Below are 13,476 nucleotides of genomic sequence, written 5' to 3'. Positions count from 1 at the left end.
GTTTCGATATAGATATTTAGGCTTTGTTAAATAAATCAGATTTGGGGTAAGCATCCCTGGAGCCGGTTGCTGCTGGCAGGTAATACGCACACTTTTCGCTCAGAGCAGACCTTACGGTCCTTCAACCTGACCGCTTCGTGCCAGAAGCGGATCCAGCAAAAGCTCTGTTGTTTGGATTTTTATCGCGAGCCCCTCCGAATTACCGGTTGGACATATAGCTTTTTAGAATCAGCCCGGCAGAAAGAATATGTTCAACAGTATAGTCGCGAGCAGTAGCGGGGTCGCCCCGCAGACAGGCGCTTAAAATAAGCTCATGTTCATCCTGAAACTTGAGCGTTTCAGACAGTAACTGATGCTGCAAGAGCTCATATCTTTCTATCTGCGCTCGTAGTTCATTTATCATTTTCAGCAGGCGCTGATTTTTACACTTGCGGTATAACAGCTCATGAAATTCCCGGTTGTATTGCCCCTGTTGTGTTGATTCGCTGGCGCTACCAAGAAGTTTGTGAACAAACTCTGCCCGCGCAAGCGTTTCAGAATCCATGTATTGATAACTCTGAAAAATAGCATCACCTTCCAGTAACGCCCGGAGTTGATAAATTTCGTCAACATCATGAGCGCTAAGCGTCCTGACGACAGCTCCGCGGTTTCTGTAAACGTCAACTAAGCCTTCCCTCTCAAGTTTTTGGATTGCTTCTCTCAGCGGGATGCGGCTGACAGAAAACTGGTTGGCGAGGTCTCTTTCCACAAGACGATCTCCGTCCCGCAGCGAGCCGTTGTTGATTAAATTTTTTAGCTCAAAGGCAAGCATGTCCGCGGTCGAAAGAATAACCGAACTCATAAAACCTACTTTATGATAATCTTCTTTTTTACGTCTCACCCAGCCAATATTGTTCCAGACTGGATGTTTCAACCTGATTATCATACTTGCAGGGGCTGAATCTGAAATGCCAGGTAGTATAGATAAAGCGCCAAGACACGATGACGCCACAGGCTGGTCAGGCACCGCCATATGCTATCAACGCGGGGAAGCTGATCCTCCTCATTATCATATTGAAGGACAACTGCTCTTTGCCACCAGGGGAGTTATGCTGGTTGAAACGGAGGGAAACCGCTGGGTAATACCTCCTCAGCGCGCGTTATGGATACCGCCTCTTCAGATCCACAGTTATAACCTGCTATCGCAGACAGACCTGCGCGCCATCTATTTCAGCAGCAACCTTATCGCTGAATGCACGAACTTTACGAAGAGTAAGCACGTGCACGTCATTACCGCTACCGGGCTGGTGAAAGAATTGATAGCCGGGTTATTCAGTGAGGACTATAGCGAAGCGGGTCAACGGAAAATGGCCCTGTTGCTTCTGGAGATCCTCAGCGAGGCAACCCCCTTAACTGCGCAACTTCCTATGCCCCGTGATGAGCGCTTATTCTGTGCAGCCAGAGAGATAATGGTCAGCTATCGCTGGGAAGCGTCGCTTAGTGAGCTGGCTCATATCGCCACAATGTCTGAACGTACCTTCTCGAGACTGTTTATCAGGGATACAGGATTCAGTTTCAGAACCTGGAAGCAAAGAGCCAGGATTTGTGCTTCGTTAGATCTTCTCGCCAATGGCATGCCCATTAAGCAGGTCGCTTACCAGCTTGGATTCTCATGTCCGGCCGCATTTACAGCGGCTTTTCGGGCCATTTTGGATTCCACACCCCGTAATTTTTTGCCGTAATTTCATGAAAAATCCCTGGCGGAGCACAAATGATGAAGCGTCAGATCCATGCCACCGCGTCGGTGCTTGCAGCCCTTTTTCTGGCCACGTTCTGGACTTCGACGCTGATAACGGCACTGCCAGTTGACTGATGCAGCATACATATTCTGCATGCTGCAAAAAGAGGAAAACAAAAAGAATAAAAATATCAAACCGGTACCCACTGCCGGTTACCGGATTGTCACGGAAAGAGCCGATACCGGGTTGCCGGAAGGTTATCTTTTGCCGATGTGGCCAATTTCTACGCCAGCTGAGAGGCTTCTGCCAGTAAGGCCGCCTGCACGGCAGGACGCGCATTAATATTTTCCCTATAGGCCGTTAATACAGGCCAGCGATTCAGTTCGATGGAAAAGAATTTACACCAACCCAGCACGGTGAAAAGGTAAGCATCAGCAACGCTGAACGACGGGCCCGTCAGATAGGCATTTTCATTGAGCGTATCCTGCAGAAAATCGAACCGCCGGAAGAGTTTTTCACGAAAAATCGACCTGACGTCTTCAGGCAGTGTTGAGTTGAAAAGCGGTGCGGATCCCGCGTGTATTTCAGTGGTGATAAAGTTTAGCCACTCCTGCAGGCGCACTCGCGCCCAACTGTCCGCTCGCGGTGCCAGCCCTCTTTCCGGCTTCAGGTCAGCGAGGTACTGCACAATTGCCGGACCTTCGGTCAGTATCTGGCCATTGTCCAGTTCCAGTGCGGCGACATAACCTTTAGGGTTAATGGTACGGAAGTCACGTCCGTCAGCGGTGAGTTTGCTTCTGTTGTCCACTTTAACCAGTTCAAATTCAAGCCCGAGTTCACGCAGAACGATGTGTGGTGAAAGCGAACAGGTATCCGGGGCGTAATAAAGTTTCATTATCTCTCCGATAAAATTGAAAAGCTGTTTAATAATGTGCTGTGCGTTCCTGAACACACTGTGCGTAATGTGTTTCCTGCTGTAAAATTAATGATTAACAAATTAACTATTAGATGAGCTACTGATACGCATGATGAATCTTGTGCACTGGCGCTTACTGGTAGCCGTTGCGGATGCCAGTAATATCTCACGCGCCGCTGAAGAGGTAGGAATGACTCAGTCCGGCGCCAGTCAGGCTATCGCTCAGTTAGAGGCTTCACTTGGGTTCCCGGTGTTCACGCGGGAGCGTCGGCACATCGGCGTCACCGCACTGGGTGAGCAGGTTATTGAACAGGCAAGGAGAATGCTTGCGAGCCTGAATGCGATCCGCGTGCTGGCTGATGAGAGCCGTGGTCTACATGGCGGAAGGATTCGCCTCGCCAGTTTTCCCTCAGTGACTTCCACATTTCTTCCTGGACTGCTGCGCGACTTTAAACGCCTGCATCCGGGCACAGAAGTGGTGGTACTGGAAGGTACGGATGAGGAAGTGGAGGAATGGATTGCAGCAGACACTGTTGAACTGGGTGTGGTGATGAACCCTGTACCGGGAAGAGCAGACGTGGTTTTGGGGCAGGATGCGTGGGTAGCGGTAATGCCATCCCACCATTTGCAGGGGCGCAATGAAAGGGCGCATGGCATAACGCTAGAGGAACTGGCCGACCAACCCTTTATTCTCGCGACAGGCGGATGTGTCGTTAATGGAAAAAGCCTGATGGAGCAGGCAGGCTTGCACCTCTCCGATGTACGCGTAAAAGTACGGGATTGGGTCAGCGCCTGCATGCTGGTGCGTGAAGGCATGGGGGTGGCGCTGGTGCCTGAATCTGCCCTGCCAGATGAATTGCGGGGCCTGTGCGTGGTACCGGTGACACCTTCTATACACCGTGAATTTTGTCTCGTATGTTCGCCATCTGGAAAATCTTCCGGTGCGACGCAGGCATTACTGCAAGGGCTGCGTAAAGGAGGATGATTAGCTATCTATCCTATCAACAAAGAGCACTGGGTCAGTGTGATCCTTTCCGGACCCTTGTCGTCCGGGGAAATACACGAGCTGCTTGCCGACAGCCATGAATTAACGTCCTGATAATATATTCAAGGATTGATATACATGTGCTGACAAATAGTAAGCGGGCAAACGCGAGTTGACTTTACGCTATCGCTACTTTAAAAAGATCTGGCAGCTATAAAATTTTCAGGGGAAATTAGCGCATGCAACTGCAGGATAGCCTTCAACAGGAAGTTATTACATCTGTAAATAAATCACTTACCTTTGATGTTTTGTATCAGGTTATCAGACCGGATATATCAACGTTTATTGCTGCAAGCTCGAAACTGCCATTAAAAAACCTTGATTACTGGGAATGTATGATCCGTTGGACAATTTCATCGTCACTTCAAACATCTCATCCACAATACGCAAGATTTAAGAATTATCGGGTTGGTTCTCTCAAATGGCTGGATGTTTGTAATGCTGATGGTTTCAGGCGGGAAAAAGCATTAAGGACATTATCAGGCGGAGCACCAAATAGTTTTTTATTTGCTTTGGTCGTCCGGAAACTTAATGACTGGGTTCCTCAGGTAAGAGAGGCTGCACGTGATGTATTACCATTAATCGCTGAATGTTCAGACCCGGAGATTATCGTTGATGTCTTGTTTATAACGCTCCCCTACTGGAATTCATGGGGGAGAATGGGTGATAGAGAAAAAGATATTCTGATGAAAATTATTTTAATGGAGAAAGTAACCGAGTCTCTTAAAAAACGGCTTATTTATTCCACATCGGGACCTGTTGCCACTGTATTTATGCAAGCCGGTCGTATAAATGCATTAGACGCCTTTCTGACAGAGATTGCAGAATCATCGGTTCAACCCACCCTGCGAGCAAAAGCATATCGTTGTCTGTTTGAAAGCAAATTCGTTTGGGCTGAGGGAATGACATGGCAGTGGATTGACAAAGCATACGGCATAAGACGCAGCGTTCCTGTTTTAAAGGAGCGAATAATAGATACCAAAAGGCCTTTTCTTGAGAATTTAAAAATGGCAACCATTGACCGTTCACCTATTGTTCGGCGTATCGCAGGAGAAATGCTAATCAAGGAATTAGATCATATTGGAGATGAAGCATTCAGACTGGCAAAAATACTGGCATCAGATACATCGCTATCAGTATCTGAACGAGGGAGGTACGCATTGGCCGACTTAGGAAAACGTACGTGACACTGTCACTAATAATATTATGCAATACATGTAAACTATGCTCTGCATGAGCAAGGCCGTTATCGTATTGACGACTTTATCCGCTATTTCAGTAAGTTTCCCGCTATATTTTCATACACGTTTTATCACTTATCCCACTGCTAACCCGACGCCGTAGATATTCCCGTAGCGAACGGGACTCATTTTGTTTCACTTATTGCGGTAAATAATTGCCGGGTGTAATCCTGCTTGGGCTGCGTGATCAATGCCTCTGCCTCCCCGGTTTCGATAATCTCTCCATCCTTCATAACGATGACGCGATGACTCATATGGAGCACTACGCCTGGGTCATGTGAGATTAGCAGAATGGCCAGGCCCAACTGGTGTTGCAGGGTTTTCAACAGGTCCAAAACCTGCGCCTGGGTCGTGACATCCAGTGCTGAAACTGGCTCATCGCAAATCATGATATCAGGATCAGAGGCCAGCGCCTGGGCTATTGCCACACGTTGCCGCTGCCCACCTGAGAGTGTCTGCGGGCGACGTGTCAGTAATTCAGGAGACAGCCCTACCTGCTTCATCAGCAGCAGTATTTTATTCTCTATCTCTTCCCGGTTCAGACCTGGGATGAGCTTTAATGGCTGACGGATGATTTGCCCAATTGTGTACTGGGGGTTGAACGAGCCAAGCGGGTCCTGTGTGATAGTCTGAATTCGTCCCCGCAACGGGCGACGTTGTTTTTCAGACATGCTGCTCCAGGCCTGATTGTTAAGCCTGACCTCACCGGAGTGGGGGGACTGCAACGCGAGTAAAATCTTGCCAAGTGTCGTTTTCCCGCATCCTGACTCGCCGACCAGTCCCAATGTCTCTCCCCGGCGCAGCGACAGAGAGACCTGCTTCAGAACCTGGTGTGTTGAACCATCACCACGGGGATAAGCCAGTGACAGGCGATCGGCACGAAGCACCACCTGTTCAGAAGCCGCCTTCATCCTGGGATCGGGCACGTTGCCCGATGTTGAAAGCCAGCGGTGACGGGTATGAACGCCGGGAATAGCACTTAATAGTTTCCGTGTATAGGGATGCTGTGGTGCCGCTAAAACCCGGGCTGATTCGCCCTGTTCAACACCGATACCCTGTTGCATCACCAGTACGCGATCGGCGATTTGTGACACGACGGACAGATCGTGGGTAATCAACAATACCGCGTGCCCGCGATCCGCCAGTTGGCGAAACAAAAGGAGGATATGTTGTTGTACCGTCACGTCCAGGGCAGTGGTGGGTTCATCTGCAATCAGCATCTGTGGCCCCGCTGCCAGTGCGGAGGCTATCAGGGCGCGCTGCCTCAGGCCGCCGGAAAGCTGATGGCTGTACTGCTGCATACGATGATGGGGGTCAGGAATGCCTGCGGAGGTGAGCAGCCCGGCGACCTGGCGATCAATATCCCGTCGTGGCACACGCCGATGCAACTGTAGCGCCTCTGCCACCTCCTGCCCGATGGTGCGTAAAGGATCGAGAGATGTCAGTGCATCCTGTAAGACAAAACCAATCTCTTTACCACGCAGGGCTTTCCACTGAGGATCTCCTGAGGCAAGCAGATCCTGTGCTTTGCCATCCGCTGTTGTCAGTCGCAGTCGTTGTGCGTCAACGCTGGCTTTTTCACCTGCCAGCCCAACCAGTGCGCGCGCGGTGACCGACTTACCCGAACCGGATTCCCCGACCAGTGCCAGGATCTCACCCGCATACAGGTTAAATGACAGTCCCTTGACCACCTCGACATCCGCGAAGCTTACCGTGAGATGCGATACCTCCAGCAGCGGGTTAGCAGGACGGTTGTTCTCCATAATGGTTACGCTCCTTTTGACGCAATTGTTTGTAAGCGGCGGCCGGCCAGTGTGAGCGCAATCACCGACAGCGCCACCACGCTCGCGGGCAGCAGGCTTATCCATGGCGCAATGTCGAGAAAGTCGCGGCCGTCAGCCAGCAACGCCCCCCATTCTGCGGTAGGCGGCACCACCCCCAGGCCCAGAAAGCTCAACGCAGACGCGCTCAGGACAGCCTGACCAATGCCGATGGTTAACACAATCAGCAACGGGCGCAGCGAGTTGGGAATAATATGCCGCATGATGATGGTGAAAGGCGTTTCGCCGAGGGCGATGGCTTGTTGCACATAACCCGATAGTCGCACCTGGAGGATCTGTGACCGTAGCAGCCGCGCATACCCCGCGATACCCGATAAACCCACTGCCAGCAGCGTATTGGACGGGCCGCGCCCCAGTACGGCGATCACCAGCAATGCCAGCAATAGTTCCGGGAAGGCCAGCAGGATATCCAGCAGGCGCACCACCATAAACCGTATCGGACGGGGCCCCAATGAGGCGATTACACCAAGCAGAATCCCGCCACAGCCCGCAATCAGGGTGGCGCCAACACCAATACTCAGCGACAACGCTGATCCGTATATCACGCGGGTGTAAACGTCACGTCCCAGCGCGTCGGTACCGAACCAATGGTGTAGCGAAGGTGGCTGCAATATGGCCTCCATGTCCATATCATCCGGCAAGCTGTGGGTAAACCAGTACGGTGCAATGGCAATCAGCACCAGCAATACAATGGCTATTGCCGGGAGCAGGCTTTTTAACGTGAGTAACGGGTGCGCCGGGCGCGATCTGTCACGCTGACGGTTAAGGATAAGGGCCGGATCGCTACTCATATCAGAATGACCTGTTACGAAGACGAGGATCGATGAACAGATAAATCACGTCCATCAGCAAGTTTATGACGATAAATAACAATGCTGAAAGCATTACCAGACCAAGGATAAGCGGCATATCGCGGCTGGCAATGGCCTGAAGCGTGATTTTACCCAACCCGGCGCGGCCGAAAACAGTTTCGGTCAGGATGGATCCGCTGAGCAGATTCGCCAGCATGGTACCGGTCAGTGTAGAAGCGGCAAGCGATGCATGACGCAGTCCGTGGCGCAGGCGTAGCAGCGTCTCGCCCGCGCCACGGGTACGAACCGTCATGGCAAACGGCTGTTGCAGGGCCTCTTCCAGACCGTCACGCAGCACCTGACTGAGGATGGCTGTCAGTGGCAGGCTCAGTGCGATAATCGGAAGCACCAGCGAAACCCAGCCGTCGTTACCCGTTACCGGAAACCAGTTCAGGCGGAAACTGAAAATGCTCAGCAGAATAATACCAATCCAGTAGACCGGTGTACTCAGCAGACAAAGTTCCAACCCGGAGAACAGTGCGCGCAGTGGCCACCAGCGCCCGGAGGTCGCCAGAGCGTTGAGCGTAGCCAGTAATACCGCCAGCAGAAGCGCGCAACCTGCCAGTGTCTGGGTCTGTATCAGCGCGGCAGTAATGACTGTGGTTACCGGTGCCCGGAACTGGAAACTCTCACCGAAATGGCCCAGCAGCGCCTGGCCGCAATAATGCAAATACTGCGCCCAGAGAGGCTGGTCCAGCCCAAGTTTCGCCGTCATCGTTGCGCGCCAGGCATCATCAACGACGTTCTCGCCGCCGCTCATGATAAGTATCGGATCCCCAGGTATCAGTTTGATAGCTATAAACGTCAGCGTGGCCGCTCCCCACAGGACGGCAATAATGGAGAGCAGGCGGTGCAGGACAATTTTTGCCATATCAGTTGCTCAGCCAGGCATCATAAAAGTTAGGTTTAGCGTTGGTAGCCCAACTGATACCCTGGACTTTTTTGCTGATCCCCAACTGATACGCCGGTATGTACAGCGGAACGACATAGGCCTGATCAATCACCTGGCGCTGGATATCACTGTATATTTGTTTCCGTTGTGCATCAGGAGCACCAATTGCCAGCGTTAGTTTATCGTCCAGTGCATTAACGTGACTGTAGTTGGCACCTTTAGGTGGGATGTAGGCTGAGTGGAAAACGGTACGCAGAATATCCGGTTCGGCGCGCACGTAGAAATTCGAGACGATATCGTAGTCGTTGCTGGCGGTACGCGCGCTGAAGATACCACTGTCAACCGGATCAAACTGAAGGTTAAAACCGGCTTTCTTCACCTGGAACTGGATGGCCTGGAACAGGGTGACATCCGCGCTTTCGGTCGATGCCGGGTCATAGAGAAAATGCACGGTCAACGGCTGCCCCGGGCTGAGTTGTTTTGCAGGCTGGGCTGCGGAAACGCGGGCGTTAGCGTCGTAATAAAGTGTTTGTGGCCCCAGCACGCTATCCGCAGGTTTCAGCGTGCCAAAGAAAGCGACTTTTACCGCAGAAGCGGGATCGACCGCATGCAGAAACGCCTGCCGGACGTTAACGTCGCTGAACGGACCTTTAGACGTATTGAGGTACAACACCCGTGGAATGCCCGGATTTTCTTTGGTCAGAATACTGACTTGTGGATTACGCTGAAGTGCACGGACATTGGCGGGAGGAACGGCATCAATGGCCTGCACCTGCCCGCTGGTTAATGCGCCCAATCGGACAGAGGATTCCGGCAGATATTTAAAGTTAATGGCGGAGAGCCATGCAGGACCCTGATGGTGCGCATAGCCCGGCCCCCATTGATAATCATCACGGCGTGTCAGCTGGCTGCCGTTGCCCTTGACGAAGGATTTAAGGATAAAAGGCCCCGATCCCACGACGGTGTTGCTGGTATTTGGGGTGTTCTTCAGATAGGTCGGTGATTGTATACCGAGATAAGGCAGACTCAGACCCTGCAACAGTGGCGCAAACGGCGTCTTATAGTGGATCACCACGGTAAAATCATCCGGTGTGGTGATGCTGTCGATCGGGCCAAGCAGCGATTTTGCATAGCTTGAGGTAGTTTTGGGATCCAGGATGCGATCCAAATTATATTTAACCGCCTGCGCGTCCAGCCGGGTTTTGTCGCTGAAGGTCACGTCCTTGCGCAGGTGGAAGGTATATTGCGTGTGATTGTCGTTAATCTCCCAGCGCAAGGCAAGCCACGGGGTAAAACGGTTATCCCCGGCTTGCCCTACCAGCGAGTCCACGACATTACGGGTAATCAAGGCCGTGACTGAGTAACCGGTAATGGAAGGATCGATGATAGGGGTATCGCTACCTAAGGCGACATTTAATGTCCCGCCCGATACAGGCGATTCTGCTGCGTGGGCCGTTGCGACCAGTGCCGCTAATAATAATCCTACTGCCGTTTTTGTTTTCATTATTCCTTGCTCCGGGGTATTCAGGCTCTGAGGGTATGACCTCACCCTACAAAGTTGAAGATGCTCATAAAAGTAATAAAAAATGCTATTTATATCTAATTTGAGAATATGGAAGGATGCATACGGATCTGCGCTTCCCGCATACCCTGATTCAGGCGCGCTCAAAAACGGTGGCGATCCCCTGGCCCAGCCCGATACACATCGTGGCGAGGCCAAATTGCCTGTCACGCTGTTCCAGCAGGTTGATTAATGTGGTGGTAATGCGGGTTCCGGTGCATCCCAAAGGATGGCCGAGTGCGATGGCACCGCCATGTTGATTAATCTTGTCGTCGATCTGGTCAAGCAGACCCAGCCCTTTAATGCAGGACAACACCTGCGCGGCGAAGGCTTCATTAAGCTCAAACAGGTCGATATCTTCGATGGATAGCCGGGCGCGTTTCAGTGCTAATTCGCTGGCCGGAACGGGGCCGTAACCCATGGTTGAAGGCTGACTGCCCACCACCGCCATGGCACGTATACGGGCGCGTACAGGCAGGCCATGTGCACGTGCATACGACTCGCTGGCCAGTAAGACTGCTGATGCGCCGTCTGCCAGTGACGACGACGTCCCTGCAGTGACCGTTCCCGTATGAGGATCAAAAACGGGTCGCAGATTATTGAGACTGTCCAGGCTGGTTTCCGGGCGGATGACCTCATCTTTTTGATGGCGAACCAGTGCGCCATGAGCATCATGACCGTGGGTAGGCACGATCTCTGCGTCAAAAAGCCCCTTAAGACTTGCATGTGCGGCCCGCTGATGGGAACGCAGCGCAAATTCATCCTGCATTTCCCGACTGATATTATGCATTTTTGCCAGTAGCTCCGCCGTGAGCCCCATGTTGCCTGCCGCACGGGCAACGGTTTTACTCAGGGCGGGATGAAAATCAATGCCATGGGTCATCGGAACATGGCCCATATGTTCAACCCCCCCGGCGATACAAAGAGTGGCGTCACCAACCATGATGGCCCGCGCGGCATCATGTAACGCCTGCATGGATGAACCGCAAAGCCTGTTCACCGTCGTCGCAGGCACCGTGTGAGGTATTTCCGCCAGCAGTGCCGCATTACGGGCGATATTAAATCCTTGCTCCAGCGTTTGCTGTACGCATCCCCAGTAAATATCGTCAATGTTTGTTGACGACAGTCCGGGTTGTCTGGCCAGCAGCTCGCGCATCACATGTGCTGAAAGGGCTTCTGCGCGGACATGGCGAAATGCACCTTCACGGGCGCGGCCCATCGGCGTTCTGATCGCATCTACAATAACGACATTTTCCATTGAATATTCCTTATGCCAGTACGCTGCGTTGAGCATCGGCGGTGGGATGAGGATAAAACGGTGCACTCTGGTGAGCAGGGGAAAGCAGCAATGCAGGTAACTGATAGAGGCCACCCAGCGCGCTAAAGTGCCGGGCCGCGCGGTTAAAGTTTGCCGTACCCCGGGTATCGACATAACGGCATGCACCGCCGCGATAAACCGGGAACCCCAGTCCCTGAATCAATGCGGTATCTGCTTCAGCAGCGGAGCCGATCACGCCTTCTTCAAGGCAGCGGATAACTTCATTCACCATCGGGATCATCATGCGATCGATAATGTCATCTTCGCTCAGCGGCAAAGGGGGAGACTGCAGTGCGGCCAGCTTCGTCTCAAAATCTTTATCTGCCACACGCTGGCTGCGGCCCTTCTTGTCCTGCTGATAGCGATAAAATCCCTGTCCTGTTTTTTCTCCCAGACGCTGATGTGCGTGAAGAAAATCAATAATTGCCGTGGTATCGGCGTTAAAACGCTCGGGCCAGGCGGCAGAAAGCTGTTTAAAAATGGCGTGTGCGGTATCGATCCCGATAACATCCAGCAACCATGCCGGGCCCATTGGCCAGCCAAAGGCATCTTCCATTACCCTATCAATATGGCGGAAGCTGATGCCATCACGCACCAGCATCAGCAAACCGCTCAGGTAAGCGAAGAGCACCCGGTTGATAAAGAATCCCGGCCTGTCTTTGACGATCACGGGGGTCTTTCCCAGCCTCCTGGCATAGGCCACCACGGTTGCCAGCGTGGCATCCGAGGTGTTTTCACTGCGAATAATTTCCACCAGCGGCATGCGCTGCGCCGGATTAAAGAAATGCAGGCCGCAAAATTGCGTCGGTCGTGTCAGTCCGCGTGCCAGTTCACCAACCCCAAACGTTGAGGTATTGGTGACCAGCACGGTGTCCCGGGCAATGTTTTGCTCTGCCGTGGCCAGCACGAGGGCTTTTACCGCTTTATCCTCTACCACGGATTCAATCACTATCCCGGCCAGATCAAGCCCTTTATAGCCTGCTGTTACGCGTATGTCTGACAGCACGCGGGCCATGTGATTTCCGTCAATCTGATTTTTCGCCAGAAGCTGGTTAAGCCATTTTTTAGGAGCATCCAGCGCAGCGAGCTGGGATTGCGGTCTGTTAGCGTGTATCAACGCGGGTACGCCATGCAAAGCAGAAAGATAAGCGATTCCCTTACCCATAATCCCGGAGCCCAGTACCGCGACCTGTTCAACAGGCCGACCATATGCCGCCAGCGTTTCTGCCCGTCTGATGACCTGTCTTTTGCTGAGGAACGCCCCGATAGAGGACTTTGCTTCGTCCGTGCGCGCCAGCCTGAGAAACTGCTGGCGTTCGGCGTCTGAGGCTTCGCGGTGGGCATGGGAGGCTGAAAACTCGACAGTACTGATAGCAGCAACCGCGGCCGCCTTATACTTCTGTACCGAATTTTTTACCCCTGCAGACGCATGGAAGAATGTCATAACAGACTCTGTTGTGCTCAGGCGCAGCGGGGCCTGTTTTTCACGCCGTGCGACCCGCCAGTCCAATTCACCCTGCGAAGCACCGGTCAGCATATGTGTCGCCGCACTCAGGAGTTGCGACTGAGCGATCCTGGCATCGATCAGGCCCAGTTTCAGGGCGCGGTCGGCATCAGAAGACTGGCCGGTGGTGATAAGCTCCAGGGCATGATCGACCCCCACCAGACGGGGAAGTCGCACTGTGCCGCCAAAGCCCGGAATGAGACCCAGGCTCACTTCCGGCAGGCCCAGACTTGAAGCCGGTGTGGCGATGCGAAAATCGCAGGCCAGCGCCAGTTCACAGCCCCCGCCCAGTGCCGCGCCGTCAATCGCCGCAAGCGTGGGGAAGGGCAAATAATTAAGTAAGTCTAACGATTTATTAGCGTTGTTGATCCAGACGTCGAGGCTATTATCCTGCCGATATTGCAAACTATGTAATTCATACAAATCGGCACCGAGATTAAAGTTATTTTTAGCCGAGCGAATTAATAGCCCCTTAATTTCATTATGATTGCGAGCTATAGTTAATGCTGCATAGAGTTCCTCAAAGAAAACGGAATTCATGGTATTAACTTTGGCTGCGGTGCTATTCAGAACCAGCTCTGCTAACCCA

General features: G+C 52.5%; 11 protein-coding genes and 1 pseudogene. 4 read left to right on the top strand and 8 right to left on the bottom strand.

Annotated features, from left to right (window positions below):
* Positions 1-199: 199 nt before the first annotated feature.
* Positions 200-913 carry a GntR family transcriptional regulator gene (locus J1785_RS10940; RefSeq protein WP_238483182.1) on the bottom strand — a complete coding sequence of 238 codons (714 nt, stop codon included), beginning with the start codon at positions 911-913 and terminating at the stop codon, positions 200-202.
* Positions 914-947: 34 nt separating this feature from the next.
* Between J1785_RS10940 and J1785_RS10935 the strand changes: the two genes are divergently transcribed.
* Complete coding sequence (locus J1785_RS10935; RefSeq protein ID WP_129950988.1) at positions 948-1,721, top strand: AraC family transcriptional regulator; 774 nt, start codon at positions 948-950, stop codon at positions 1,719-1,721.
* Positions 1,722-2,001: 280 nt separating this feature from the next.
* Here J1785_RS10935 and gstA read toward each other — a convergent pair whose 3' ends face one another.
* Positions 2,002-2,613 (bottom strand): glutathione transferase GstA, encoded by a 612-nt coding sequence (gene gstA, locus J1785_RS10930; protein WP_217219406.1) that lies wholly within the window; start codon positions 2,611-2,613, stop codon positions 2,002-2,004.
* A gap of 130 nt (positions 2,614-2,743) precedes the next feature.
* On the opposite strand from gstA, the gene J1785_RS10925 reads away from it, so the two are divergent.
* The 3 genes and pseudogenes from J1785_RS10925 (at position 2,744) to J1785_RS10920 (ending at position 4,866) form a co-directional block, all read left to right on the top strand.
* On the top strand, positions 2,744-3,619 hold the full coding sequence (locus J1785_RS10925; RefSeq protein ID WP_205951546.1) for a LysR family transcriptional regulator: 876 nt from the start codon (positions 2,744-2,746) through the stop codon (positions 3,617-3,619).
* Positions 3,620-3,733 (top strand): annotated as a pseudogene (locus J1785_RS27050) (MmcQ/YjbR family DNA-binding protein); the annotation flags it as partial.
* A 125-nt stretch (positions 3,734-3,858) separates the two neighbouring features.
* Positions 3,859-4,866: a hypothetical protein gene (locus J1785_RS10920; protein WP_217219405.1), complete on the top strand. Its 1,008-nt coding sequence runs from the start codon at positions 3,859-3,861 to the stop codon at positions 4,864-4,866.
* A gap of 179 nt (positions 4,867-5,045) precedes the next feature.
* Here the strand turns inward: J1785_RS10920 and J1785_RS10915 are convergent, their stop codons facing one another.
* The 6 genes from J1785_RS10915 to J1785_RS10890 form a co-directional block, all read right to left on the bottom strand.
* The gene (locus J1785_RS10915) at positions 5,046-6,683 is read right to left on the bottom strand and encodes a dipeptide ABC transporter ATP-binding protein (RefSeq protein WP_217219404.1); all 1,638 of its coding nucleotides are present in this window, start codon (positions 6,681-6,683) and stop codon (positions 5,046-5,048) included.
* A gap of 5 nt (positions 6,684-6,688) precedes the next feature.
* Positions 6,689-7,552, bottom strand: a complete 864-nt coding sequence (locus J1785_RS10910) for an ABC transporter permease (protein WP_129990882.1) — start codon at positions 7,550-7,552, stop codon at positions 6,689-6,691.
* A 1-nt stretch (position 7,553) separates the two neighbouring features.
* On the bottom strand, positions 7,554-8,483 hold the full coding sequence (locus tag J1785_RS10905; protein ID WP_129950993.1) for an ABC transporter permease: 930 nt from the start codon (positions 8,481-8,483) through the stop codon (positions 7,554-7,556).
* Between the two features lies 1 nt (position 8,484).
* Positions 8,485-10,008: an ABC transporter substrate-binding protein gene (locus J1785_RS10900; protein ID WP_217219403.1), complete on the bottom strand. Its 1,524-nt coding sequence runs from the start codon at positions 10,006-10,008 to the stop codon at positions 8,485-8,487.
* A gap of 151 nt (positions 10,009-10,159) precedes the next feature.
* Positions 10,160-11,323 (bottom strand): acetyl-CoA C-acyltransferase FadA, encoded by a 1,164-nt coding sequence (gene fadA, locus J1785_RS10895; RefSeq protein WP_217219402.1) that lies wholly within the window; start codon positions 11,321-11,323, stop codon positions 10,160-10,162.
* A gap of 10 nt (positions 11,324-11,333) precedes the next feature.
* Positions 11,334-13,476 (bottom strand): 3-hydroxyacyl-CoA dehydrogenase NAD-binding domain-containing protein (locus J1785_RS10890; protein ID WP_217219401.1); only part of this gene is annotated, 2,143 nt, incomplete at its 5' end.

The sequence above is a fragment of the Rahnella perminowiae genome (genome assembly GCF_019049755.1).
Taxonomy (GTDB): Bacteria; Pseudomonadota; Gammaproteobacteria; order Enterobacterales; family Enterobacteriaceae; genus Rahnella; species Rahnella perminowiae.
This window is presented reverse-complemented; position numbering and strand designations above follow the sequence as displayed.